The organism is Streptosporangium nanhuense, from assembly GCF_059358815.1.
Map to the genome: position 1 here is coordinate 126,067 of NZ_JCADBG010000004.1, position 25,383 is coordinate 151,449.

Annotated in this window: 19 protein-coding genes; 5 read left to right on the forward strand and 14 right to left on the reverse strand. The window is 70.7% G+C overall.

Features of this window, described 5'->3' with window-relative positions; all coding sequences use genetic code 11:
* Positions 1–248 precede the first annotated feature (248 nt).
* The 5 genes from AC5L38_RS10460 to fdxA form a co-directional block, all read right to left on the reverse strand.
* A complete protein-coding gene (locus AC5L38_RS10460) occupies positions 249–1,715 on the reverse strand; it encodes an aldehyde dehydrogenase (NADP(+)) (RefSeq protein ID WP_495242557.1) in 1,467 nt (488 codons plus the stop codon).
* Positions 1,716–1,927: 212 nt separating this feature from the next.
* Positions 1,928–2,566, reverse strand: coding sequence for a hypothetical protein (locus tag AC5L38_RS10465; protein ID WP_495242558.1), 639 nt, complete (start codon positions 2,564–2,566; stop codon positions 1,928–1,930).
* 426 nt (positions 2,567–2,992) lie between these two features.
* Positions 2,993–3,724 (reverse strand): hypothetical protein, encoded by a 732-nt coding sequence (locus tag AC5L38_RS10470; protein ID WP_495242559.1) that lies wholly within the window; start codon positions 3,722–3,724, stop codon positions 2,993–2,995.
* Between the two features lie 163 nt (positions 3,725–3,887).
* Complete coding sequence (locus AC5L38_RS10475) at positions 3,888–4,337, reverse strand: hypothetical protein (RefSeq protein WP_495242560.1); 450 nt, start codon at positions 4,335–4,337, stop codon at positions 3,888–3,890.
* Positions 4,334–4,678: a ferredoxin gene (gene fdxA, locus AC5L38_RS10480; protein WP_495242561.1), complete on the reverse strand. Its 345-nt coding sequence runs from the start codon at positions 4,676–4,678 to the stop codon at positions 4,334–4,336. Before fdxA ends, AC5L38_RS10475 begins: the two co-directional genes overlap by 4 nt.
* A 56-nt stretch (positions 4,679–4,734) precedes the next feature.
* On the opposite strand from fdxA, the gene AC5L38_RS10485 reads away from it, so the two are divergent.
* Positions 4,735–5,328 (forward strand): DUF2249 domain-containing protein, encoded by a 594-nt coding sequence (locus AC5L38_RS10485; RefSeq protein WP_495242562.1) that lies wholly within the window; start codon positions 4,735–4,737, stop codon positions 5,326–5,328.
* A 140-nt stretch (positions 5,329–5,468) separates the two neighbouring features.
* Complete coding sequence (locus AC5L38_RS10490; RefSeq protein ID WP_495242563.1) at positions 5,469–6,272, forward strand: class I SAM-dependent methyltransferase; 804 nt, start codon at positions 5,469–5,471, stop codon at positions 6,270–6,272.
* Positions 6,273–6,444: 172 nt separating this feature from the next.
* On the opposite strand, the gene AC5L38_RS10495 is transcribed toward AC5L38_RS10490, so the two are convergent.
* From AC5L38_RS10495 to AC5L38_RS10515, 5 genes are read right to left on the reverse strand one after another with little or no spacing between them, the layout of a single operon-like run.
* Positions 6,445–8,031 carry an acyl-CoA synthetase gene (locus AC5L38_RS10495; RefSeq protein WP_495242564.1) on the reverse strand — a complete coding sequence of 529 codons (1,587 nt, stop codon included), beginning with the start codon at positions 8,029–8,031 and terminating at the stop codon, positions 6,445–6,447.
* 19 nt (positions 8,032–8,050) lie between these two features.
* On the reverse strand, positions 8,051–9,202 hold the full coding sequence (locus AC5L38_RS10500; RefSeq protein WP_495242565.1) for a thiolase family protein: 1,152 nt from the start codon (positions 9,200–9,202) through the stop codon (positions 8,051–8,053).
* A 3-nt stretch (positions 9,203–9,205) separates the two neighbouring features.
* A complete protein-coding gene (locus AC5L38_RS10505; RefSeq protein WP_495242566.1) occupies positions 9,206–10,225 on the reverse strand; it encodes a thiolase family protein in 1,020 nt (339 codons plus the stop codon).
* On the reverse strand, positions 10,226–11,137 hold the full coding sequence (locus tag AC5L38_RS10510) for a Zn-ribbon domain-containing OB-fold protein (protein ID WP_495242567.1): 912 nt from the start codon (positions 11,135–11,137) through the stop codon (positions 10,226–10,228).
* Positions 11,127–12,689 (reverse strand): acyl-CoA synthetase, encoded by a 1,563-nt coding sequence (locus AC5L38_RS10515; RefSeq protein ID WP_495242568.1) that lies wholly within the window; start codon positions 12,687–12,689, stop codon positions 11,127–11,129. Before AC5L38_RS10515 ends, AC5L38_RS10510 begins: the two co-directional genes overlap by 11 nt.
* Positions 12,690–13,020: 331 nt before the next feature.
* Here AC5L38_RS10515 and AC5L38_RS10520 point away from each other — a divergent pair, with 331 nt between their 5' ends.
* The 3 genes from AC5L38_RS10520 to AC5L38_RS10530 all read left to right on the forward strand — a co-directional run bounded on the left by AC5L38_RS10520 (position 13,021) and on the right by AC5L38_RS10530 (position 17,305).
* Positions 13,021–13,836 (forward strand): crotonase/enoyl-CoA hydratase family protein, encoded by an 816-nt coding sequence (locus tag AC5L38_RS10520; RefSeq protein WP_495242569.1) that lies wholly within the window; start codon positions 13,021–13,023, stop codon positions 13,834–13,836.
* A gap of 81 nt (positions 13,837–13,917) precedes the next feature.
* Complete coding sequence (locus tag AC5L38_RS10525; RefSeq protein WP_495242570.1) at positions 13,918–15,855, forward strand: ATP-binding protein; 1,938 nt, start codon at positions 13,918–13,920, stop codon at positions 15,853–15,855.
* 238 nt (positions 15,856–16,093) lie between these two features.
* Positions 16,094–17,305, forward strand: coding sequence for a cysteine desulfurase-like protein (locus tag AC5L38_RS10530; RefSeq protein WP_495242571.1), 1,212 nt, complete (start codon positions 16,094–16,096; stop codon positions 17,303–17,305).
* A 127-nt stretch (positions 17,306–17,432) separates the two neighbouring features.
* Here the strand turns inward: AC5L38_RS10530 and AC5L38_RS10535 are convergent, their stop codons facing one another.
* From AC5L38_RS10535 to pgfA, 4 genes are all read right to left on the reverse strand, one after another.
* A complete protein-coding gene (locus tag AC5L38_RS10535; protein WP_495242572.1) occupies positions 17,433–20,774 on the reverse strand; it encodes a 3-keto-alpha-glucoside-1,2-lyase-like domain-containing protein in 3,342 nt (1,113 codons plus the stop codon).
* Positions 20,775–21,157: 383 nt separating this feature from the next.
* The gene (locus AC5L38_RS10540; RefSeq protein ID WP_495242573.1) at positions 21,158–22,972 is read right to left on the reverse strand and encodes a hypothetical protein; all 1,815 of its coding nucleotides are present in this window, start codon (positions 22,970–22,972) and stop codon (positions 21,158–21,160) included.
* A gap of 57 nt (positions 22,973–23,029) precedes the next feature.
* A complete protein-coding gene (locus AC5L38_RS10545; RefSeq protein ID WP_495242574.1) occupies positions 23,030–24,145 on the reverse strand; it encodes an NAD(P)H-dependent flavin oxidoreductase in 1,116 nt (371 codons plus the stop codon).
* A gap of 246 nt (positions 24,146–24,391) precedes the next feature.
* Complete coding sequence (gene pgfA / locus AC5L38_RS10550; protein WP_495242575.1) at positions 24,392–25,306, reverse strand: cell envelope lipid trafficking protein PgfA; 915 nt, start codon at positions 25,304–25,306, stop codon at positions 24,392–24,394.
* Positions 25,307–25,383 lie beyond the last annotated feature (77 nt).

Consider the following 25,383-nt stretch of genomic DNA (forward strand, 5'->3'; position numbering starts at 1 on the left):
CGTTTTTTGTTATTACGTTTTAATAGGCAGTTAGGGCAAGCCGAAACAGGCCCCGCGCCGGAGCGGCGCGGAGCCCGGGTGATGCGGAGCCTGTGACACGGAGCCTGTGACACGGAGCCGAAACGGCGTGAACGGGAACGGTGCCGAGCCGGTCTCCGGGGCACCCCGGAGACCGGCGGGACCGCCAGACAGCGGCACCGTCAGACAGCGGGACCGTCAGACGATGGGAACGCCAGGCGTCGAAAACCTCAGGCGCGTCCCTCGACGAGGACCCCGTCGACCCGGCGAGGGATGCCCAGCGGGTTGTCGTCGCGCAGCTCCGGCGGCAGGAGCGCGGCCGGCCAGTCCTGGTAGGCGGTCGGCACCAGCCACCTGCGGATCGCGGCGGCGCCGACCGAGGTGTGGGCGGCGGCCGTGCTGGCGGGCCAGGGACCGCCGTGGTGCATGGCCCAGCGGACCGCCACCCCGGTCGGCCAGCCGTTCCAGATCAGCCGCCCCGCCTTCTTGAGCAGCACCTCGGCGCTCCCCCGCGCCTCGGCGGGGTCGGTCGCGTGGATCGTGGCGGTCAGCGAGCCGTCCAGCCTCTCCAGTACGGGAGGCAGATCCGCGGGGTCGGTGTAGACGACCACGAGGGCGGCGGGGCCGAAGCACTCCTCCACGAGATCGGGCAGGTCCGCGGCGAACGTCGTCAGGTCGGTGACGAACACCTGCGGGGTCACCGCGAACGCCCCCTCGCCCGGCTGCCCCTCGGCCAGCGGGGTGAGCTTGCCGAGCCTGGCCAGCCCGCGCAGGTAGCCGCCCTGCATCCGCTCGGTGAGCATCGGCCCGCCCACGGTCGCGGAGACGGCCTCGGAGACCGACACCAGGAGCTCGGTGTCGTCGGGGACGAACACCAGGCCGGGGTTGGTGCAGAACTGGCCGGTGCCGAGGGTCAGCGAGGCGGCGAACCCCTCGGCGAGACCCTCGCGGGCCGCCGAGGGCAGCACGACGACGGGGTTGACGCTGCCCAGCTCGCCGTAGAACGGGATGGGGTCGGGACGCTCGGCGATGAGCGCCTGGATGGCCTTGCCCCCGGGGATGGAGCCGGTGAACCCGACGGCCGCCACGGACGGGTGCCCGGCCAGCCGCTTCCCCGCGTCGAGCCCGCGGACCAGGCCGAGCAGGGCCGGGTCGGGCAGGGCGCGCCGGATGATCTGCCACGACAGCTCCGAGGTGGCCGGATGCCCGTCGTGGGCCTTGACCACCACCGGGCACCCGGCGGCGAGCGCCGAGGCCGTGTCACCGCCCGCGACCGAGAAGGCGAACGGGAAGTTGCTCGCCGCGAAGACCCCGGCCACGCCGGGCAGCGGGTGGTTCATCCGCCGCAGGTCGGGGATCGGCGGCTGGGCCGTCGCGTGGTCGATCACCGCCTCCACGTGCCCGCCGTCGCGCAGCACCTGGGCGAAGAGCCGGAACTGGCCGGCGGCCCGCCCCACCTCCCCGCGCAGCCGGGTCTCGCCGAGCGCGGTCTCCTCGTCGGCCGCCCGCCAGAGCTCCTCGACGTTCGCCTCCAGCGCCGCGGCGACCGCGTCGAGCGCCACCGCCCGGTCCGCGGAACGCCAGGCGTGCCCGGCCGCGAGGGCCGCCCCGACGATCGCGTCCACCTCGTCGTCCGAGGTCAGGGGGAAGGGATCGCCGACGGACTCGCCGGTCCTGGGGTCGATTGAGTGGATCAAAACGAAAGCCTTTCCTCAACGGATCCTGCCACGCCGGACCATCCTCCTAAGGTAAGCGCTTTCCGTCACAGTGGCCACCCAGGGGGATCCGCTCGCCCTCGTCGCCCACGCCCCGAACCGACCCGCCAGGCAACGGATCGTGTCATCCAACCGGTCGTTTCAATATGAGCTGGTGGGGGATCGGCCATCGGCGAGTTGCCACGACGGCCTGATCACCGATCGGCGGATGACCGCCCGACCGTCTTCTGCGCGTTGATGACCGCGAGTACCGAGTCAACCAGTACCGCGACGGAGCGCCCGCCGCCCGCGTCGATGCGGTCCAGCCCCAACCTGTCGACGGCATCGACCATGAGTGTCTGGTAGCGATCCGTGCGGGCCAGGAACTTGTCCATCAGACGCTGTTCCTCGTCCGTTGCCGCCTCGTAGCGGCCGGCCGCATGCACCCGAGCGCGTACGACGGCGTTGTTCGTGGTGAGCCACACGGCGGCCGTGCGCGGGATCTCCAATTTCGCGACGTTGACGGGCCAAAGTGCCGAGCCCTCCAGGACCAGGCCCGCCCTGGCGCTGCCCGCGGCCGCGTAGGTCGTGATCAGCTCTTCGACGCGAGGCCACAGCCGTTCGTAGTGGCCGAGAACGGACGTGATCAGCTCGTCGACCGTAAGTGATACGTAATGCTCGGCGACGTGCGCCGGCACCTCTCGCTCCGGAGTTCTCCAGGGCCGCCCGGGGTGCCGGGCCAGAGTGTCCGTCGACAGGCACTCGAACCCGAGCTTTTCCGCCACCGCGTGGGCAACGGTCGACTTTCCGACGTTCGACGTCCCGCCGATCAGCACCACCCGCACATCCTGCACGCCGACGACCCTACCTGTGGGCGAAAAAGCACACCGACCAACCCGGTACGCCGATCACCCCCTGACGGCACCCTCGGGCCGGATCACGACCACCCGCACACCACGCCGCCGCATTGCACGAGGGCGTGCGTGAACGGCACAGGAGTACCCGCCGTGCGCTTCGCGAGGGAGACGTCGGCCAGGGACGGTGAAGGCGTACGACCATACGAACCGGCTCGCCGCGTGCGCGCCCCGGGCGTACTCGACCACCTGGCCGTCAGCCGTACCACGGCTCCACGAGTGGCGCGGCGGCACGGCGACCAGCCTTCCGTGCCGTCGTGCTCACACTCCCCGCGGGCGGGGGTGCGCGAGCAGGGGCCGTGACGGGCCGGCTCGGCCGCGCGCACGGCCTCGGCGAGCGCGACCGCCTGCGGTTCCCGGCTGAAATCAGGGAAGCACGGCCTCCCAGCGGGCGATCAGGGTCTTGCCCCCGGCGGTCACCGTCACGTTGTCCCCCGCCTTGCCCAGGGCGGCGCGCAGCGTCGTCGCCTCGCCTCCCCGGTAGGTCCGGGTGCCGAAGTTGCCGCCCGTCGCGGCCTCGATCGGCGTGGTGATCCCCTCGGGCCAGGTCGCCTGCCGGATGGGCCGGGTGCTCGGATCCTCGTACATCGTCACCGTGATCGGCGCGGTGACGTCGGGGGTGCCGGTGGAGCGGATTCGGGCGGTCAGCTTCGAGAGGCGCCCGGTCGCGGCAACGATCGGCTCGTCCTCCGGCTTCGGTGTCCCCTCCAGCCGGGTCTCGTGCTTCTTCCCGCCGGAGTCGACCACGGTGACGACCGCGAAGGGCTGGTCGGTGGCTCCCCCGGTACGGTCGATCGTGCCCTCCCGCCCGGCCAGGGATTCGACGAGCCCGGCCCGCAGGTCGCGCAGCTCGGCCGCGGGGAGCGGGACGACGACGAGTTCCGCGTCGCGCAGCGAGACGGCCCGCCCGTCGGCGGTGATGCTCATGCTGTCGCCGCCGTCGCACGTCATCCCGCCGCAGCTGACGTACCGGACGACGACGACACCCGGCCGTTCCACGGCGGGCGCGGTGGTCTCGACGATGGCGGTGGTGCCGTTCCCCGAGCAGCCGATCGCGAGGAGGAGCGGGAGCAGGACGACGGTCCGCAGAAAACGCATCACACCTCAGGAACGGATCGGGCACCCGGGCGGTTCACGCCTCACCGGGCCGCGCGACCTTCTTCCCGGCTTCTCTCCGGAGCCTTCTCGGGCCTCTCAGGCTTCTCCCGCCCCCGGATCCTCGCGTAGCTCTCCGGACCTGCGAGCCGGACACCGGCGAGGTTCAGATCGCCAGGAGCATGACCCCGGTGACGACGAGGGCGACGACCTTGACGATCTCCAGGGCGATGTAGGCGTGGTGGCCCTTCGAGCGGGGCGCGTCCCGCCCGGCGAGGATCCGATCGGACCTGCGCGCCAGCCGTGGCCGTACCACCGCCAGTTGCACGGCCAGGGTCAGGACTGCGACCACCGCCGGGGTGACGGCGCCGGACGGCGGGAGGCCGGAGACGACGGCGGTCTCGACCGCCAGCACGCTCAGGAGCGCGGTGGCGAGAACGGTCTCGGCCGTGTTGAGGGCGCGGAAGACCAGCCGTCCGATGCCGAGCCCGATCCTCGTGGTCACGCCGGGGGCGCGGAACTTCAGCGGCGCCTCCAGGAAGGAGATCGCCAGCACCATTCCGAGCCAGACGAACGTCACGGCGGCACCGATGGAGAGCGCCTGCGTCTCGGTCATGGGTTCTGCCGTGGAAGCGCCGCGACCAGGGGGGTGTCGACTCCGAGGGGGCCGAGCTTCGCCGCGCCTCCGGGTGACGACAACGGCTCGGGCCGGCCCGGCAGGGGTTCGGCGAAGAACCTCGCGTTGTCCGCCAGGTAGGGCCGCAGCGCCCCGGGGAGATCGTCCTCGTAGTAGATCGCCTCCACCGGGCACACGGGCTCGCAGGCGCCGCAGTCGACGCACTCGTCAGGATGGATGTAGAGGCTGCGCGCGCCCTCGTAGATGCAGTCCACCGGGCACTCCTCCACGCAGGCCCGGTCCAGCACGTCCACACATGGCTCTCCGATCACGTAGGTCATGGACTTGAGTTTATACAAAATCTAGTTGTATAAATAGGGCGACGAGAGGAAAACCCATGAACGACCAGGAACTTGACGTACGGCCCCTGAGCAAGCCCGACAAGCATCCGACGATCTTCGCGACCTACGGGGCCCTCGCCGTCGGCGACTCCTTCGTGCTGGTCAACAACCACGACCCCCGACACCTGCGCGACGAGTTCGAGGCCGAGTACCCCGGCGGGTACGGCTGGGACTATCTCGACAAGGGCCCCCAGACCTGGCGAATCCGGATCACCAAACTGGCCTCCACCCCTCTGCCCCGCGTCCTGCACGACACCGGCACGATCACCCCGGGCGTGACCGGCGCTGCCTGGAAACTGGGGATGCGCGAGCGCGACCTGGACTCCAACGTCATCCAGCTCGCCCCCGAGGCCGTCATCGACGCGCACACCGGCCCGGATCTCGACGTCCTGCTGCACGTCCTGCACGGCACCGGCCGGCTCACCACCGAACGCGACACCCTGGACCTGCGGCCCGGCGCGCTGGTGTGGCTGCCCCGGCGCTCCCTGCGTGCCTTCACCGCCGGACCCGACGGGCTGAGCTACCTCACCGTCCACCGAGGCCGCCAGGCCCTGGTGCTGGAGCCCGTCGTCGGAAGCCCCGGCCGATGACCACGGCCCCGCTCCCGCCCACGCCCGGGTCACGGGCGACCGGCCCCGAACCGTGGGGGGACGGTCCTGAACCAGAGGTGACCGGTCCGGAATCGCAACCGGACGGCCCGGAACCATGGGCGACAGGCCGGGAACCGCGAATGGACGGCCGGGCGTCCCTGCCGGGCGACCGCGCCGCCGCCGACGCGCCGGGCCACTCCCTCCTCGCCCGCCTGGGCAAACGCGTCCTGCGCCCAGGCGGCGCCGAACTCACCCGGGTCCTCCTGACACGGGCGGAGATCACCGGTGCCGACGTGGTCGAGTTCGCCCCCGGCCTCGGGCGTACCGCGCGGGAGATCCTCGACCGGCACCCGCGCTCCTACCTCGGCGTCGAGCGGGATCCGGTGGCGGTGGCCACGGTCGGCCGCGTCGTCGCCGGGCACGGCACCGCCGTCCTCGGCGACGCCGCCGCGACCGGGCTGCCCGGCGCCTCGGCCGACGTGGTGATCGGCGAGGCCATGCTCACCATGCGGGGCGACCGGGCGAAACACGCCGTCGTCGCCGAGGCCGCCCGCCTGCTGCGGCCCGGTGGCCGCTACGCCGTCCACGAACTCGCGCTCACTCCCGACCTCCTGCCCGAGCCGGTCAAGACGGGCATCCGCCAGGCTCTCGCCCGGTCGCTCAAGGTCAACGCCCGTCCTCAGACGATCACCGAATGGCGGTCCCTGCTCCAGGCGCACGGGCTGGTCGTCGAGCGGGCCGACACCGCTCCCATGGCCCTGCTGCGTCCACGGCGAATCATCGCCGACGAGGGACCGCTCGGCGCGCTGCGCTTCGTCCGGAACCTGCTCGCCGATCCCGACGCCCGCCGGCGCGTCCTCGCCATGCGCCGCACCTTCCGGCTGCACCGCGACCACCTGACCGCCGTCGCCCTCATCGCCAGAAAACCCTCTCCGGGCCCCTGACCGCCGTCGCCGTCATCGCCCGCGAACCCTCGCCGGCCCCCCGATCGCCACCGCCGTCATCGCCCGCGAACCCTCGCCGGCCCCCCGATCGCTCATCGGCTCGCCAGGGGACACCGGGAAGCGGGCGACACGGAAAGAGGACGCCGGGAGGCGGGTGACACCGACAGGACCGTCAGGAACGGGCGGCCTCGGCGGTCGTCCTGGCCCAGCGGTAGTCGGCCTTGCCCGCCGGGGAGCGGACCATCTCCTCCACGAAGGCGAAGGTCCTGGGCACCTTGTAGCCGGAGATCTTCTCCCGGCAGTGGGCCTCCAGTTCCTCGGCCGTCGGCGCCGTGCCGGGGCGCGGCTCGATCACCGCCGCCACTCGGTTGCCCCACCGCTCGTCCGGGATGCCGGTCACGACCGCGTCGAAGACCGCCGGGTGGCCCTTGAGCACCGCCTCGACCTCCTCGGGGAAGACCTTCTCCCCTCCGGTGTTGATGCAGGCGGCCCCCCGGCCGAAGATCGCGATGGTGCCGTCCTCCTCGACCTTGGCCATGTCGCCGGTGAGCAGCCAGCGGACGCCGTCCTTGTCCGTCACGAAGGTACGGGCCGTCTTGGCCTCGTCCTTGTAGTAGCCGGAGGCGATGCGACCGCTCCTGGCCACGGTGCCCAGCTCGTCCGAACCGGGCTTGACCGGTTCGAGGGCCTCGTTGAGCACGGCCATGGTCGCCTGGGGGTTCGCCTGGTAGCGCAGCCCGGACTCGGGAGAGGAGCCGGGGACCGCCGAGGCGGTGTAGCCGGACTCGGTGGAGCCGAAGCTGTCGATGAGCATCTTGCCGGGCAGCAGCTCCTCCAGCCGCTCGCGCACCGAACCGCTGAGGATCGCGCCGGTGGAGCTCAGCACGAACAGCGAGGACAGGTCGTAGGCGCCGGTGGCGATCTCCTCGACCAGCGGGCGGGCCATCGCGTCCCCGGTGATGTTGAGCGTCAGCACCCTCTCCCGCTCGATCGTCCGCAGCACGTCGGCCGCGTCGAACTTGCGGACGTACGCGATCGTGCCGCCCATGCACCAGGTGATGAAGGTGCCCATCTGGGCGGCGCCGTGCATCAGCGGGGCCGCGGCCATCATGGTCATCTCGCCCGCGGCGGCGGCCGCCTCGACCACCTCGCCCGGGGTGGCGCGCGGCTCGCCGTAGGGGTTGCCGCCGCCGAAGGCGAAGAACAGGTCCTCGGTGCGCCACATCACGCCCTTGGGCATGCCGGTCGTGCCGCCGGTGTAGATGATGTAGAGGTCGTCGCCCGACCGCTCGGGGAACCCGCGCGTCTCCGGCTGCCCGGCCAGCGCCTCCTCGTACGGCACCGCGCCCTCGACCCGGGACGGTCCCCCCACCGCGATCAGGTGTTCCAGGGCGGGGGCGTCCGGGGCCGTGGCCGCCACCCGGGCGTCGAACTCCACGTCGAACAGCAGGGCCACGATGTCGGAGTCGCGGTAGAGGTAGAGCAGCTCCGCCTCGACGTAGCGGTAGTTCACGTTGACCGGCACCGCCCGGATCTTGAGGGTGGCCAGCAGCCCGGCCACGTACTCGATGCCGTTGTACAGGTGGATCCCGACGTGCTGCCCGGGGCGCACGCCCCTGCCCCGGAGGAAGTGGGCGAGCCGGTTGGCGTGCGCGTCCAGCTCGGCGTAGGTCATGCGACGGTCGCCGCAGATGACGGCCGTGCGGTCCCCGACCGCGTCGGCGACCCCTTCGAACAGATCCGCGTGGTTGAACTCCATTCGCACCCCTCCTGGGGGATCAGGGTTTGTCGCTGCCGACCATCCACATCGCGAAGAACTGGGCGCCTCCCCCGTACGCGTGCCCGAGGGCCCGCCTGGCGCCGTCCACCTGGTGCTCCCCCGCCATCCCCCGCACCTGGAGCGCCGCCTCGGCGAACCGGATCAGCCCGGAGGCGCCGATCGGGTTGCTCGACAGCACGCCGCCCGAGGCGTTCCACGGGGTGTCGCCGTCCAGGGCCGTCGCCCCGGACTCGGTGAGCTTCCAGCCCTCACCCTCGGCGGCGAAGCCGAGGTTCTCCAGCCACATCGGCTCGTACCACGAGAAGGGCACGTACACCTCCGCCACGTCGATCTCCCGGCGCGGGTCGGTGATCCCGGCCTGCCGGTAGACGTCGGCCGCGCAGTCCTTGCCGCCCTGCGGGTTCACGGTGTCGCGGCCCGCGCGGAAGATCGGCTCCGAGCGCGACGCCGCGCCGAGCACCCAGGCGGGGGTGCTGCCGGTGAGCTTGTCCTCCGCGGCCAGGACCATCGCGCAGGCGCCGTCGGAGGACGGGCAGGTGTCGAGGTAGCGGATCGGCTCCCAGAGCATCGGGGTCGACTCGACCATCTTCCGGTCGATGCCGGGGATCCTCAGGTGGGCGTACGGGTTCTTCAGGGCGTTGCGCCGGTCCTTGACGGCCACCAGGTGGCCGATGTGCTCGGGGGCGCCGGAGCGGCGGATGTACTCGCGGATGTGCGGGGCGAAGTAGCCGCCCGCGCCGACGACCAGCGAGGCGCTGAACGGCAGGTGCGTGGAGAGCGCCCAGGTCGCGTTCGACTCCGACTGCTTCTCGAAGGCCACCACCAGCACCCGGTCGTGCACGCCGCCCTGGATCAGCGAGGCGCCGACGAGCGCGGTGGACCCGCCGACCGAGCCCGCCGTGTGCACCCGCATCATCGGCTTGCCCGCGGCGCCCAGCGCGTCGGCGAGGTAGGCCTCGGGCATCATCACGCCCTCGAACAGGTCGGGCGCCTTGCCGATGACGACCGCGTCGATGTCCTTCCAGGTCAGGCCCGCGTCCTCCAGCGCGCGCTGGGCGGCCTCGCGGACCAGCCCGGCGAGGGAGACGTCGCGCCGCTTGGTCGTGTAGTGAGTCTGGCCGACACCGATGACGGCGCAGGGGTTGCCCATCTTTCATGCCTCCATCACGGTGACGAGGTTGTGCTGGAGACAGGGGCCGCTCGTGGCGTGACCGAGGGCGCGGCCCGCGGTGCCGTCCATGACGCGTCCGGCGGCCTCGCCGATCCTGATGAGGCCGGTGGCCATGACCGGGTTCGCGGCGAGGGGGCCGCCGCTGGGGTTGACGCGCGTGCCCCGCGGCAGCTCCAGCGCCTCGCGCAGGACGATCTCCTCGTGGCTGAACTGGACGTGCAGCTCGGCCACGTCGACGTCACCCTTGCCGACCCCCGCCGCTCGTGCGGCGTCGGCGGCGGAGGCCGACCGGGCGAGGTCCCTCATGCCCAGGTAGTGCGGCTCTATGCGGTGGGCGATCCCCGTTATCCACGCGGGACGCTCGCACAGCTCCCTGGCCAGGTCACCGGCCGCCAGCACCACCGCGGCGGCGCCGTCGGTGATCGGGGCGATGTCGTACGGCCGCAGCGGCGCGACCTCCGCCTCCTCCCCGGCAGGATCGGGCAGGTCGAGGGCGTAGGGGTTGGCCCTGCCGTCGGCGCGGCTGCGCCGCACGATCTCGTCCAGCTCGGCCCGGTCGGCCCCGGTGGCCGACGCCTGCAGCGCCGCGAAGGAGACCTGGTCCAGCCCGAGGGGGGCGAGGTAGTACGGGTCCAGCTGGAGCGTCATGATCTCCCGCAGGTCCCCCTGGGACGACTTGCCGAAGCCGTAGACCAGGGCCGAGTCGACGTCGCCGTGCTGGAGCCTGACCCAGGCCTCGTACAGCGCCCAGGCCGCGTCCATCTCGACGTGGCTCTCCGAGATCGGCGGCCAGGCGCCGAGCGCGTCGAGCGCGGAGACGAAGGAGAACGGCGCGCCCGCCAGGTAGTCGCACGAGCCCGAGCAGGTGAAGCCGAACCTGCGCAGCCCGGTGGCCGCCCTCACCTCCTCCAGCGGGGGCAGGATGAGCTCGGCCTCGCTCTGTCCCTCGTCGACGGCACTGTGCCGGGTCTGCGCGAACGCGACGACCGCTATCTCCCGCATCTACAGCTCCGCGTCCGGCTCGCCGGTGGGGGCGAACCACTTGATGTTCGACATGGACATCGTCCGCTCCTCCTCGGGCACCCACACGGCCCGCACCCGCATGCCCTGGCGCACCTCGTGGGCCGGGATCCCGCCGACCAGGGCGATCATCGGGATGTCGGTGCCGTCGAGCTGGATGTACGCCGAGACGAACGGCACCTCGGGGGCCCGGGGGTCGGGCAGGTTGTTGATGGCGAAGGTGGTGATCGTGCCGGTGTCCGGGACGACCGTCTCCTCGGTGATCGCCACCCCGCACTCGGGGCAGGACAACCGGTAGGGCACGTAGACCTTGTGGCAGGTGCCGCACCGGCAGCCGATGAGGACGCCCTCGGCGACGCCCTCCAGGAAGCGGGTCAGCGCCCGGCCCGGCGTCACGGTGTACTCGACGCCGACCTCGGAGACGATCCTGGTGACCTCGGGGACGAAGCTCTCGATGTCGGTGATGTGCCCGGTGCGCCCGGCCCGCCAGCGGGGACGCACCCGCAGCCCGGGGCGCATCGCCCTGGCGTCCCCGGCGTCCACCGCGTGCACCAGCGAGGTGTCGGCGCCGTCCAGCCGGATCAGGGCCCAGGCGAACGGCCGGTCCAGCGGGTGGTTCTTCCTGGGGGTGGTCACCCACGCCCAGCTCTCCACGGTGCCCGCGGGGCCGACCTCGACGAACTCCCCGGTCACGGCGTCGCCGGTCTCCGGGTCGTACTCCAGCGGCGGCACCAGCGTGCGCCCGCCCGCGGTGCGGACCCCGACGAGCCGCCCGTCCCGCAGCTCGGTGAGGAAGCGCCCGATCACCGGCCCGGTCGTGCGGGTGTATCCGCCGGGGAACTCCAGCACGTGCCGCGCCCGCAGCGGCGCCGGGGTGTCTTCGCTAGATGGCACGTTCGTGTCCCTCCCAGTACGGGTCACGCAGCTTGCGTTTGAGGAGCTTGCCGTTGGGCTCGCGGGGCATCTCCGCGATGAAGTCGACGGATTTGGGCCACTTCATCCTCGACAGGCGGCCCCGCAGCGACTCGATGAGCTCGTCCGCCAGCTCGGGCGAGGGGGCGACACCGGCCGCGGGCTCGACCACGGCCTTGATCTGCTCGCCCCACTCCTCGTCGGGGATGCCGAACACGGCCACGTCGGCGATCTTGGGGTGGACCATGAGCTCGTTCTCGATCTCGGCCGGGTAGATGTTGGTCCCGCCAGAGATGATCATGTCGGCCTTGCGGTCGCAGAGGAAGAGGTAGCCCTCCTCGTCCAGGTAGCCGATGTCGCCGACGGTGAAGTGGTCGCGCAATCGGTTGGCCGCGGTCTTCGCCGGGTCGCCCTTGTACTCGAACTGGACGCCCATCATCTTCATGTAGATGGTGCCGGGGGTCCCCGTCGGGACGGGCTCCAGGTTCTCGTCCACGATGAGCAGCTCGCTGATCGGCCAGGCGGTGCCGACGGTGCCGGGGTGGCTCCGCCAGCCCTCCGGGGTGGCGATGGTGCCGCCGCCCTCGGTGGCCGCGTAGTACTCGTAGATGCAGTCGCCCCACCACTCCAGCATCGCCCACTTGACGGGGACCGGGCAGGGGGCGGCGGCGTGGATCATCCACCTGAGCGAGGAGAGGTCGTACTTGGACCGCACGTCGTCGGGGAGCGCGAGCAGGCGCTTGAAGTGGGTGGGGACCATGTGCGAGTTGGTCACCCGGTACTTCTCGCAGAGCCGCAGCGTCTCCTCGGCGTCCCACCTGTCCATGTAGACGAGCGTGTGCCCCATCTGCAGGGCCGTCCCCCCGAACTGGGTGACGGCGGTGTGGTAGTTCGGCGAGGTGACCAGGTGGACGTTCTCCCCGCCCGGCGTGATGCCGAACAGGGTGAGCAGGAACGTCATCAGCTCGGCCCCGTCGTCGGGGTCCAGGCCGCTGAGCGGGCGGCGCACGCCCTTGGGCTTGCCGGTGGTGCCGGAGGTGTAGTGCATGGTGGCGCCCGCCGTACGGTCGGCGGGGGCGGTGTCCGGCTGCCCGTCGGTCAGCTCCGCGACGGGCCGTGCCCCCTCGACTGCCCCCTCGACCTGCCCGAAGGCGAAGACACGGTCGGCGGCGATGCCGGACTCGGCGGCGCCGCGCATGCCCTCCTCGGCGTAGCGCTCGTGGACGAAGAAGGCGCGCGCCTCGCTGTCGGCGACGATGTAGCCGATCTCGGGGCCGGTGAGGTGCCAGTTGATCGGCGTGTAGTACCAGCCGGCCTGGAGGGCGGCGAGATAGAGGGTGAGCCCGTCGGAGCCGTTGGGCACCAGCCCGCAGATGCCGTCGCCCGGCTTGAGGCCGAGCTCCCTCAGGCCGTGGACGAGACGGTTGGCGCGGGCGAGCAGGTCGCCGGCGCGGTGTTCGGTGCCGTCCGGATCGACGGCGGCCACCCTCTCGGGGTCCGCCTGCGCCAATCTCCAGAAACCGAGCGTACCCATCGGAAATCCTCTCGGTGGAAAGGCCTCGGCACGCCGGAGTGAATCACGTTCTCTTTATCGCGACAAGCCCTGGCGGAACGGGGTATTCAGAACAAGAATCTGTTCTTGTACGCATGGGCAGACTAACCCCGGGAGGTACGCCTAGCAAGCGCTTGACTCAGCCCGTGCCCCACCCTTTCAATGCAGGATCGGCACCCCCGGGGGCGCCCCGCCCGACACCCGGACCCACCCTCGCGGGGAACCGACCGGAATCCCTCCCCCATCTCGGGCGGGAACGCTACGAGTCCAGAATTTCCCATCAGGCACCTGGTGAATCAACGGAGGTCGTCCCGTGGAACTCCTGCCGATCAGCACGCCGCACTGCCGGGTCGAGCGTGACGGCCACGTCGTGGTCGTCACCATGGACCGGCCCGAGGCGAAGAACGCGCTCTCCACCGACATGCTGGTCGGCCTGGCCGACGCCTGGGCCTACGTCTCGGAGGAGCCCGAGGTCCGCGTCGCCGTGCTGACCGGCGCGCACGGGACGTTCTGCGCGGGCGCCGACCTGAAGGCCATGGGCAGCCCGTCGCAGGACGCCCGGGTCAGGGAGCGGGCCGCGGCCATCCCCGACTTCCACTGGAAGGGCCTGCTGCGCGACTCCGGCGCGCTGCCGACGAAGCCGATCGTCTGCGCGGTCGAGGGGTACGCCGTGGCCGGGGGCACCGAGCTGCTCGTCGGCACCGACATGCGGGTGGTCGCCGAGTCCGCCACCCTCGGCCTGTTCGAGGCCCGCCGCGCCCTCTTCCCCATGGGCGGCTCCGCGATCCGCCTGCCCCGCCAGATCCCGTACGCCTTCGCCATGGACATCCTGCTCACCGGCCGCGCCGTCACCGCCCAGGAGGCGTTGTCCATGGGCCTGGTCAACCGGGTCGTCCCCGACGGCCAGGCGCTGACGGCCGCCCTGGAGATCGCCGCCCAGATCGCCGAGTGCGGCCCCCTCGCCGTCCAGGCCATCCTCCGCACCTACCGCGAGACCCTGGGCCTGCCCGAGGCCGAGGCCCTGAAGGTCTCCGACACCATCGGCTGGCCGGTCATCGGCTCCGAGGACGCCAAGGAGGGCTCCCGAGCCTTCCGCGACAAGCGCCCGGCCACCTACCGGGGCGAATGACCCTTCCCGGTCTTCCGTACGGCGCGTTCCCGTCCGGCGGTCTTCCGCGCGATCTCGTACATGGCCTGGGATAGTGGCCATGTGCGCACGATTCACATCGAGGCCAAACCAGATCACCTCCTTCGCCTCGCCCGCCTGAAGGATCCGGTGGGCGCGGTCGCGGAGATGATCTGGAACGCGCTGGACGCCGAGGCCTACACCATCACGGTGAACGTCGAGACCAACGAGCTGGGCGGCATCGAGTACGTCAGCGTCAGCGACGACGGACACGGCATGCCGAACGCCTCCTGCGAGAAGGACTTCAGCGGGCTGGGCGGTTCGTGGAAGACCAAGGCCAAGGTCTCGCCCGAGTTGAAACGTGGACTGCACGGTCACAGCGGACAGGGAAGGCTCCGCGCCTTCGCCCTGGGCGAGCAGGTGCGGTGGGTCACGGTCGCCAACGCGATCGACGGCCGGACGGAACGTACGATCATCAGCGGCACCATCGACCGGCCCGCGGACTTCGACATCTCCGAACCGGACTACGTGGACGCCCCGATCGGGACGCGGGTCGAGGCATCGGTGCCCGCGGACTATGTCAGCCGACTGGTCCAGGACGACACCGCGCAGCAACTGGCCTCGATCTTCGCCCCCTTTCTCGCCGCGAACCCCGATGTGAGCATCGTCTACCAGGGAAAGCGGCTCGATCCGGCGACCGTCTGGGCCGACATGGAGCAGTATCCCGTCTCCTGGCACAGCGTCCCCGAACAGCCGGACCCCCTGCTTCGGGTCATCGAGTGGCGCAAAGACGTCGGCCGGGTGCTCGCCCTCTGTGACGCCAACGGCGTGGTCCTGGACGAGGTCTCACCGGGAATCCAGGCCCCGGGTTACCACTTCACGGCGTATCTGTTGTGGGACGGCTTCGTCGAGCGTCGGAACGACCTGCATCTGGCGGAGCTGGACGAGATCTCCGGCCTGCTCGAAGCGGCCAGGGAGAAGCTGCGCGCACATTTCCGTGACCGCGATCGGCAGCGCAGGGCCCGGCAGATCCAGGAGTGGAAGCAGGAGGACGTCTACCCCTACCCCGGGGAACCCACGGAGCCCGCGCAGGCGGTCGAGCGTCAGATGTTCGACGAGGTGGCGACCACGATCGCCCGCCGCCTTCCCAGCTCTCAGCAGAGCCGGAAAACCACCCTCCGGCTCCTCAAAGAGATCATCTCTCATGATCCCAGCGGGCTCTACCCGGTGCTGGACGAGCTGTTCCGGCTGCCTCAGTCGGAACAGGAGGAGCTCAAGCGCCTCCTCCAGCGGACGAGCCTCTCCGAAGTGATCAAAGCGACGGGACAGGTGGCCGACCGACTGGACTTCGTCGCCGCGCTCAAGAAGCTCCTCTTCGAACCGGAGATGAGCAGGACGCTCAAGGAACGAAGTGAGCTTCACAAGCTTCTGGAGCGCGAGACCTGGGTGTTCGGGGACGCGTACGCGCTGATGGTCAGCGACCAGAGCCTGGACGCGGTGCTCGTTCGTCATTTGAAGGCGCTGGGCCGAGACCCGGAGACCGAGCGGCCCGATCCGGTGCGCAGGGAAGACGGCCGGCAGGGAATCGTCGACCTCATGCTGGGCAAGGCGCACCGAGGGAGTTCCGGGCGAGAGCACCTCGTCGTCGAACTCAAGGCTCCCAAGGTGAGGATCGGCCAGGCGGAGGTCGGTCAGATCAAGAGTTACGCGCAGGCGGTCGCCGACGATCCCCAATTCCGGGATGCTCGTGTCTCCTGGGATTTTTGGGTCGTCTCCACGCAGATGGACGACATCGTCCGGCGGGACGCGACGGCCCCAAACCGCCCGCCGGGGTGCATCGCCGAGTGGGAGGGCGGCATCCGCATCTGGGCGAGGACATGGAGCGAGATCATCGACGACTGCGAGGACCGTCTCCACTTCTACCGCGACCGCCTGAACCACGATCCGGCCACGGAACACGCGATGGAGTATCTGAAGCGGGTTCACGGCTCGGTGATCCCCCAGGCAGCCGAGCCGGTGTAACGACCTCCGGAGGAAAGACGCTGACCTGATCCACTCTCACGCTCGGCGGATGTTCGGGAAACAGCTCATCTCCGCTGACAGCGGAACCCGCCGATTTCCCGAACAACGGATCCGATCCACCACAGCCGAACCCGCTGCCCAAGGTTTGAGGACAGGCCCCTGGCCTCGTACCGTGAAGGTCAGCTCCAACGGGGACGCCTGGCGGAACACCGATGTCGACAGCGATCCTGGAGGTTTCATGACATACGACGTGGCGGCCGTACGGGCGCGTTTTCCCGCTTTGGACGAGGGGGCGGCGCACTTCGACGGGCCGGGGGGTTCGCAGGTGCCCGCGCCGGTCGCGGAGGCCGTGGCCGGGGCGCTGCGGGCCGCCGTCTCCAACCGGGGGGTGGAGACGGCCGCCGAGCGGCGCGCCGACGGGATCGTGGCCGGGGCGCGCCGGGCGATGGCCGACCTGCTCGGCGCCACGCCGGGCGGCGTCGTGTTCGGCCGGAGCATGACGCAGCTCACCTACGACATGGCTCGCGCGCTCGCCAAGGAGTGGGGTCCCGGTGACGAGGTCGTGGTCACCACGCTGGACCACGACGCGAACATCCGGCCCTGGGTCCAGGCCGCCGAGGCGCGCGGGGCCACGGTGCGCTGGGCCGACTTCGACCCGGAGAGCGGCGAGCTGGCCGTCGACGCGATCGCGGGCCTGCTCACCGGGCGCACCAAACTGGTGGCCGTCACGGCCGCGTCGAACCTGCTGGGCACCCGTCCGGACATCCCGGCGATCGCAGAGCGGGTGCACGGGGCGGGGGCGCTGCTCTATGTCGACGGCGTGCACCTGACGCCGCACAGCCTGGTCGACATCGGAGAGCTGGGCGCCGACTTCTACGCCTGCTCGCCGTACAAGTTCCTCGGGCCGCACCTGGGCGTGCTCGCCGCCGACCCCGGCCTGCTGGAGACCGTCCGCCCCGACAAGCTGCTCCCCTCCAGCGACGCGGTGCCCGAACGCTTCGAGCTGGGCACGCTGCCGTACGAGCTGCTCGCCGGTACGACGGCGGCGGTCGACTTCCTGGCCGGTCTCGTGCCGGGCGAGGGGACCCGCCGCGAGCGCCTGGCCGATTCGATGACCGCGCTGGAGGAGCACGAGCGGGCGTTGCTCGACCGGCTCGACGCCGGTCTGGCCGGGATCGCCGGGGTGACCTCCTACGGCGCGGCGTCGCGCCGCCGCACCCCCACGACGCTGTTCTCCGTCGACGGCGTCAGGCCCGCCGACGCCTACCGCTTCCTGGCCGAACGCGGCGTCAACGCGCCCGCGAGCAACTTCTACGCCCTGGAGTGCTCCCGGCGCCTGGGCCTCGGCGACACTGGGGCGATCCGGGCCGGGATCGCGCCCTACACCGACGAGTCCGACGTGGACAGGCTCCTCAAGGGCGTCCAGGAGCTGGCCGGGAAGGCGCTGTAGCCCGAGCGGTGGCCGGGGGCGGCCGGGGGCGGCACGCTCATGGCCCGGCAGGCCGCCCACGCGCGGGGAGCGGGACGGCCTGCCGGGCCATGAGGTCGAAGGGTCAGGGGGTCAGAAGGTCAGGGGGTCAGGAGACGGGTTCGATCCAGATGTTGCGGAAGCGGGGGTTCTCGCCGGCGTCGCCGTGGTCCTGGAGGCGGATCCCGCCCGACGCCGCGTTCTCCGGGATGTTGTCGCCCGTGCCGCCGTCGACGGCCACGTCGTCGTGCACCACCACGCCGTTCCAGACGACCGTGACCCGCGCGTTGTCGGTCTTCACTCCCGCGCTGGTGTAGCGGGCCGCGCGGAAGGTGATCTCGTAGGTCTGCCACGTCCCCGAGGCGGTCGCCATGTTGCGGTCGGGCGCGCGCTTGTTGTAGATCGCGCCCGCCTCGTTGGCGGCGAGTGTGGTGTCGCCGAACGACTCCAGCACCTGGACCTCGTAGCGTTCCTGGAGGAAGATGCCGCTGTTGCCGCGCTGCTGCCCGGTCACGTCCGGCGGATACTCCGGCTCGTACCACTCGGCGTGGAGCTTGAAGTCGCCGAACGTCCGCCGGGTGCGGATGTCGCCGCCGTAGGACTCCACGTGGCCGTTCGCGACCGGCCAGGTGGCCGTCCCGCCGGCCCGCTTCTCCCACGCCGCCAGGTTGGACCCGTCGAACAGCGTGATCCGCTCCGCCCTCGACACGGAGATGTGGTCGAGGTTGACGTTGCCCGTGTCGCCGGAGTCGTACCTGTAGGCGATCGTGTTCGTGCCCCGGGTCAGGTTGAGCGGCTCCGTCTGGACGGCCCAGGCGTCCCAGCCGCCGGTGGCGGCCAGCCGCACCTGCCTGACCTTCACGCCGTTGACGTACACGCTCACCGACCTGCCGGCGTCGGACGCGTAGCGGAGCCCCACGTTGTGCGGGCCGGTCGAGTCCGACCACACGGAGAACGACGTGCTCGCGCCCGCGTTCCAGTAGCCGTCGACGAAGCCCTTGTAGGTGTAGCCCTGGTGGTTCTGGTTCGCCTTCGCGCCACCGCCCAGCGTGGCGTTCTCCGCCTCGAACACCCGTTGCGCGGCCACGGTGATGGAGTCCAGGTTGACGTTGCCCGTGTCACCGCTGTCGTACCTGTAGGTGATGAGGTTGGCGCCTTCCTTCAACGTGAGCGGTTCGACCCGGGTGGCCCACAGGTCCCACGTCCCCGTGGTGGGCAGCGGCACCTGCCTGACCTTGGTCCCGTTGACGTACACGCTCAGGGTCTTGGTGCCGGGCGCGGGGTCGGGGCCGTTGGAGTAGCGCAGGCCCACGTGGTAGGTGCCCTCCCTGGGCACGCGCACGGCGAACTGCGTGGCCGCTCCCTGGTTCCAGCTGCCGTCGACGAAGCCGCTTCCCGTGTAGCTCAGGTGGTCGGTGTTCAGCTTCGCGCCGCCGCTGTGCGAGGCGCTCTCGGCCTCGTACACGGTGTCGGTCTCCGGGCCGTTGACCAGGCTGTTGAGCGTGTACCAGGCCTCGGTGCTCCACAGCGGCTGCCCCGACGCCGAGGCGAACGGGCGCGGCGACCGCAGGTGCACCACGCGTCCCGCCTTGAGGCCCGCGATCTTCAGCGTGACCTTCTTCTTGTCGGAGCTCAGGTCCGCGGAGGTGACGTTCAGCGGCTCCTCGTCCACCTTGGGGCCGCCGTAGGTGGAGGACGCGACGTACCGCCACTGGGTGGCCTGGTACTTGGCCGCCAGCGACGCGGCGGTCCCGTCCGACAGCGGCTGGGTGTACTCCAGCTCGAAGCCGCCCTCGATCGCGCGCATCCTCAGGATGTCGAAGGCCTTGTCGCCGCTGGGGGTCAGCTTCTGCAGCCCGTAGGTGAGCTTGCCCGTCTGGCCCCAGTTACCGCCGGCGCCGAGGCCTCCGGCGTAGACGGCGCCGTCGGGGCCGAGGCTGATCCGGTTGACCCCGGCCTCCAGGCCCTGGGTGAGGCGGAAGACCGCGCCCTGGTACTCGCCGTTGACCTTCTCCAGGAAGCCGCGCTGGAGCCCGCCGTAGGTGACGTCGCCGAACAGCATCTGCCCCGCGAACCTGCCCTCCTTCACGAGCAGCGGCGTGCTGGGGGAGTTGGCGATCTCGTTGTGCGGCAGCCAGAGCACCGGCGCGCTCACCGGGTTGTTGTCGAACCGGCCGTCGGGGTTGTTGTAGTGGTTGAAGAACCGGTCCTTCTTGACGTGGACGAGTTTCGAGGCGGGCAGCCAGCCGCCCTGGTTGTCCATGACGAACAGGTCGTCGTTCGGACCCCAGCCGAGCCCGTTGGGCGTGCGCAGGCCGCCGGCGACGTACTCGATCGCGCCGGTGGCCTTGTCGACCTTGATGGTCGTGCCCCTGTCCGGCGCCGGCTGCGGGTCGGTGGAGGCGCCGCCGTAGTTGATGGCGACGGAGAGGTTGATGTAGAAGTGGCCGTCACGGTAGAGCATGCCGAACGCGAACTCGTGGAAGTTGCCGCCGAACGGCCAGGTCGCCACGGTCCTGAGGTTGTCGGCGACCTCGTCGCCGTTGGTGTCGTTCAGCTCCACCAGCCGGGACTTCTCCGACACGTAGAGCTTGCCGTCCACGTACTTGATGCCCATGGGCTCCTGGAGCCCGCTGGCGATCTTCTTGGTGGTCACCTGCGCGGGCGAGGTCTTGCCCGTGACGTTGTCGAGCAGGTAGACCTCGCCGAGCGTCTTCTCCGAGCCGCCCCACGTGGCGATCGCCAGCCGGCCGTCGGGCAGCCAGTCCATCGCGCTCACCTGCGGCTCGAAACCGGCCGGTCGCAGGTCGGTGAGCGTGAAGTCGGGGTGTACCGACTCCAGCGGCAGCCCGTCGCCCGGGGAGTCGGCGCCGCTCTCGCACTCCTTGCGCCCGGGGGCGGTGACCCGCACCACGTCCGCGTCCGTGCTCAGCACCGAGTTCGGCACGACGGTGAACCCCGAGGCGCCCGGCGGCTTCCACTCCAGCTTGAGCTGCTGGCCGTACAGGTGCTCGAAGTGGTCGACGCGCAACGCGTGGTAGCCGGCGGTCAGGTTGATCGTGCCGTCCACGGCGATCGCCGCGTGCCGCCCGTCGTTGGTGATCACGACGGTGTCGTCGATGCGCAGCCGGGAGCCGTCGTCACTGGTGAGCCGGAACTCGTACGTGCCCGCGGCGGCGATGGAGATGTTGCCGATGGCCTCGGTGACGAACGTGTCGACCAGGCCGAAGTCGGCGTCGGAGGTCCAGTCGATCGTGGGCATCAGCTTGTCCACGTTGGGCGTCTGGCCGGGCTTGAGCGTGCAGAGCTTGGACAGCTCGACCTGGACGTCGTAGGTGCGCAGGGTGACGCCCGGCTGCTGCGGCGGCACCGCCGCCTGGGCCTGGGCGGGTACGACGAGCCATGAGAGTGCGGTGAGCACCAGGACGGACAACAGGGGGGATTTCCGCATGGCCGGTTCCATCTCGGTGAGGGTGCCGCGTGCGGCGCGGCGTGGGGGTGTGGCGGCACCGCCGGTGTGGCCGGTCGGATGGCGGGTGCCGGGGTCTCGTTCGTTGTGACAGGGAGGGGCTAATGCCGCTCTGCGCCGTAATCTAAAGGAAGATCTTCCGCTTGCCCATACCTTTTTGCCACAAATCGACGAAAGTCGTGACTTGTTCGACAGAAGGGTGCGGGCGCCGGGATCCCCGTCGCCCGGCGGACCCCGGCATCGACCCCACCACCGGCCGGCCCGTCACCCGGTCACCTGTTCACCCGGTCACCGGGTCACCTGCTCACCTGCTCACCTGGTCACCGATCGCCCACGGCCACCGGCCGGACTCCGGGCATGCCCGCCTAGCGCGGGACCGGGCCGCCGAAGAGGCCGCCGATGACGCAGACCTGGGCGTCGGCCGACAGGATCTCCAGCCGTACGGAGGCACCGGGGGCGGTGAAGGGGATGTGGATCCTGCCGACCCCCTGCTCGAAGACGACCTCGGTCTCCTGCTCCCCCACGCGCACGTAGGCCGCCGTCCTGGCGCTGGAGCGGTAGTCCAGGCCGAGGACGACCAGGCCGCCCTTGTGCGAGAGGGGGACCGAGATCGTGCCGCCCCGCTGGGGGAAGCAGCCGCCGGGGGCGGCGACGTAGGGGCCGGTGAGGCGGGCCGGGACGAGACGGCGCCCGGCGCGGTCGAGCACGAGCGGGGCGGCGGCGGGCCGGGGGTTGCGCATGAGGGCGGCCAGCTCGGGCGGGGCCAGCGGGCTGAGGGTGAGGTTGCTGAGTCCCTCGTCCCCGTACCCGAAGCCGAACTGGTCGTAGGGGGTCTGCTGGGGGTAGACGTCGCTGCCCGGCGGGGCGGCGGCCAGCGTGGTCCGCACCGAGGCGAGGTAGGAGCGGATCTCGGCCCGTCCCGGCTCCGTCCCCGTCACGTATCTGTGCGCGGAGTAGACGGAGCAGGCGGCGATCCCGGCCGCCAGCAGCGCGCAGGCGGTCCTGACGGCGGCGCGGGCCGGGATCCGCCTGCGGTACGGGCGCGCCTCGCCCAGCAGCGGGAGCATCGCCAGCCCCAGGCAGAGGGCGATCACCGGGGTCACGTCCGCGAGGTAGCGGGCCTCCTCTCCCAGGGCGCGGTCCAGGGAGCGCCCGGCCAGGATCGGCACCATGAGGACGGGCGGGTAGACGGCGAGGATCAGCCACGCCTTCCACGCCCCGCGCCGGAAGAACAGGGTGACGGCGACGACCACCGCGACGAGCGCCCAGGCGGCGACGATCATCAGTTGCGGCGGGACCGCGTAGAACTTGAACCACCAGGGCCCGGGGCCCCCGGCCGCGAGCACCGGGAGGGTGACGCCCAGCATCCGCGCCGTCGCCCGGCCCGCCACCTCCGACGCCGGCGCCCCGATGCTCTGCCCGTGCAGGCGGTCGAGCTGCAGGACGAACAAAACCGAGTAGGCGCCGGCCATGACCGCGTACGCGCCGAACACGACCGCCAGCGAGCGCAGGCGCTCGCGGACCGGGAAGTACAGGACGGTGACCAGCACGAGCAACAGGGGGATGGCGAAGACGGCCTTGAGGTGGAAGGAGCCGAGCCCGAACAGGAACCACGCTCCCGTCACGAACGCGTCCACGCCCCGCCCCGACCGCAGGAACGTCACGTGGGAGGCGACCGCCATCGCGATGGCGATCTGCAGCGGCAGGGCCTGGACCGCCGCCGCCCACCAGTAGAAGGCGGGCAGGGCCAGCGGCGTGAACAGGTAGAGGGAGAGGGGCACCAGGATCGCCCAGCGGGCCCCGAACAGCACGCGCAGCATGCGGTACACGGCGAGCGAGGCGGCGAGCTGGAAGAGCAGCAACGCCGCCGCGGTCACCGTCCAGTCGTACGCGCCGAGCGAGGTGACGACCTTGTTGGCGATCATCCCGACCGGCATCACGTGCGCGGAGTAGACGCCGAAGAGGTAGTCGAGCCCGAACGGCTCGGCCGCGGCCCGTCCCACCATGTTGAGGTCGTCGCCGAAGAAACCACCCCGCTGCAGGACCACGGCCCGCCAGACCAGCTGGGCCACGACGAGGACGAGCGCGACGCCGAGCACCCGCCGGTTCCCGGGGAAGGGCCGGGAGGCCCTCGTCAGGGGACGGGTGGCACGGTCGGTGACCTGGGGCGACGCCATCATTCTCCAAACTCATCGGCTCTGATGAGTTCTTAGCCCATTCGTCCAGGTATGAGCTACCTACTCGTCGGTAATGCGGCCCAATCGTTCCATTGCCTCGACGTACTGCTCGATCATGCCGAAGACGACGTCCCTGGTGGACCTGACCTGGTTCATCGTGCCGATGATCTGCCCGGCCGGGAAGGTCGCCAGCTCGGTCGCGTCGGAGCGGCCGATCCGGCGGAGCGCGTCGGAGATCAGCATGAACTGCAGCGGCATCGGGAGCGTGCCGGGCGACTCCTGGGACTCCCAGGCCTCGGTCCACTCGTTCCTGAGCAGGCGCGCGGGCTTGCCGGTCCAGGACCGCGAGCGCACGGTGTCGCGCGAGGTGGCCGCCAGGATGCGCTGTTTGACCACCTCGGAGGTGTCGGCCTCCTCCACGGCGAGCCAGATCGACCCCGTCCACACGCCCTCGGCGCCGAGCGCGAGCCCGGCCGCCATCTGACGTCCGTCGCCGATGCCGCCCGCGGCCAGCACGGGGACGTCGACGGCGTCCACGACCTGCGGGATGAGGACCATTGTGGAGATCTCCCCGGTGTGGCCGCCCGCCTCGGTGCCCTGGGCCACGACGATGTCCACGCCGACCTCGACCTGCTTGATCGCGTGGCGGGGGGTGGAGGCGAGCGCGGCGACCTTCACCCCCTTGGCGTGGGCCTGCTCGACCACGTCGGCGGGGGGCGGGCCCAGCGCGTTGGCGAGCAGCGCGATCGGGTGCCGCAGGGCCACCTCGACCTGCGGGCGGGCGGTGGCGTCGGTCCAGCCGAGCAGCACCCTGCCCGCGTCCGCGTCGGCCGACAGCGGCGGCACGCCGTGGGAGGCGAGCAGGCCGTCGACGAAGTCCCGGTGCCCCTGGGGGATCATCCCCTGGAGCCGTCCCACGAGGTCCTCGGGGGAGTCGACACCCAGGTCGGAGCCGGCGTACGAGGCGGGCATGACCACGTCGACGCCGTACGGCTTGCCGTCGACGTGGTCGTCGATCCACTTGAGCTCCATCTCGAGCTCCTCGGGGGTGAAGTAGAGGGCGCCGAGCACGCCCATGCCCCCCGCGCGGCTTACCTCGGCGACGACGTCACGGCAGTGACTGAAAGCGAAGATCGGCAACTCTATACCGAGCATGTCGGTAACACGTGTCCGCATACCCCGACTGTACGACCGGCCGGGAACAAACTGCAACGTGTTCTATTCCAGAACATTTCTTCTGGCCGGAACCCTAAGCTACTCGTGAGTAATGAAGTGGGAAAAAGGTGGAACGCGTTCCAGTGATGTTGTGTCTGGAACGACGAAGGAGGGAGGCCGCGGGCGTGTGCCCGCGGCCTCCCTCCTTCGTCATCTCAGGGGCCGTCACTCTGCCGGAGGACCCCCGTCGAGACTGGAGGACCCCCGTCAGACGCTCTGGCGGCGCCTCATGAGCAGGAAGCCGACGACGACCAGGACCAGGCCGCCCACCAGGAGCGCCGCCGGGATCGTGGTCCGCAGCAGCGTGATGGTGTTCCTGCCGTCGACCGCGTTCTTGACCAGGTCGTCCTGGGTCTGCTGGGTCATCTTCGCGGTGGCGACGAAGGCCAGCGAGCGCTCGACGCCGTCCTGGGTCTTGAGCACCTCGTGACGCTGCTGTTCCTGCCGCACCGGCGAGCCGGTGGCCGGCTCGATCCAGAAGGTGTTGACGCCGTCGTAGATCCGGTCCACCTGCACGTCGCCGGTGTCGTCCATGCCGAGGACGGAGGCCGGGGCGGTGATGGTGTCGGTCTTGGTCGGCGGGATGGCCTGCTCGAACCGGTAGACCGACAGCCCCCCGACCTGCTCCTCGCCGACGAACTTGGCGTCGAACGCCTTGCCGGTGGTCGAGTTGAACACGCTGTACGTCTTCTTCTCGACGTCGAACGGCCACTTGTAGATCTGCCCCTGGAGCTGCACGGGGGTCTTGTCGATGTTGACGTCGCAGCAGTTGACACCCTCACCGGTGTACTTGTTGAACGCGCTGCGGCGCTCGCTGAAGGAGATGAGGGGGTTCTGGTTGGTGACGTCGTTGACCGCCATGGCCTCTTCCCAGACGACCCGGTCGCCCTCGGCCGCGGCGACGTCGCCCCTGGTGGTGACGGTGATGTCGAGGTCACCCGTCATCACCTTCAGGTCCCCGGGGCTGAAATACTGGGCGTCGACGGCCTCCAGCTTGCTGATGCCGTACTGGTTGGCGGGGGCGGCGATGAGGGTGGACGCCACCTGGAACCGCACGAGCGGCGCGAGAACAATAAGGAATGCCCCGATTCCGATCAACACCAAACCGATGACGCGACGCATCGCTCCTCCAGGGGCCGTGCGCTGTATAGGTGTCCGAATCGCCCTATAACATGTTCCATTTCGCGATATGTTAGTGC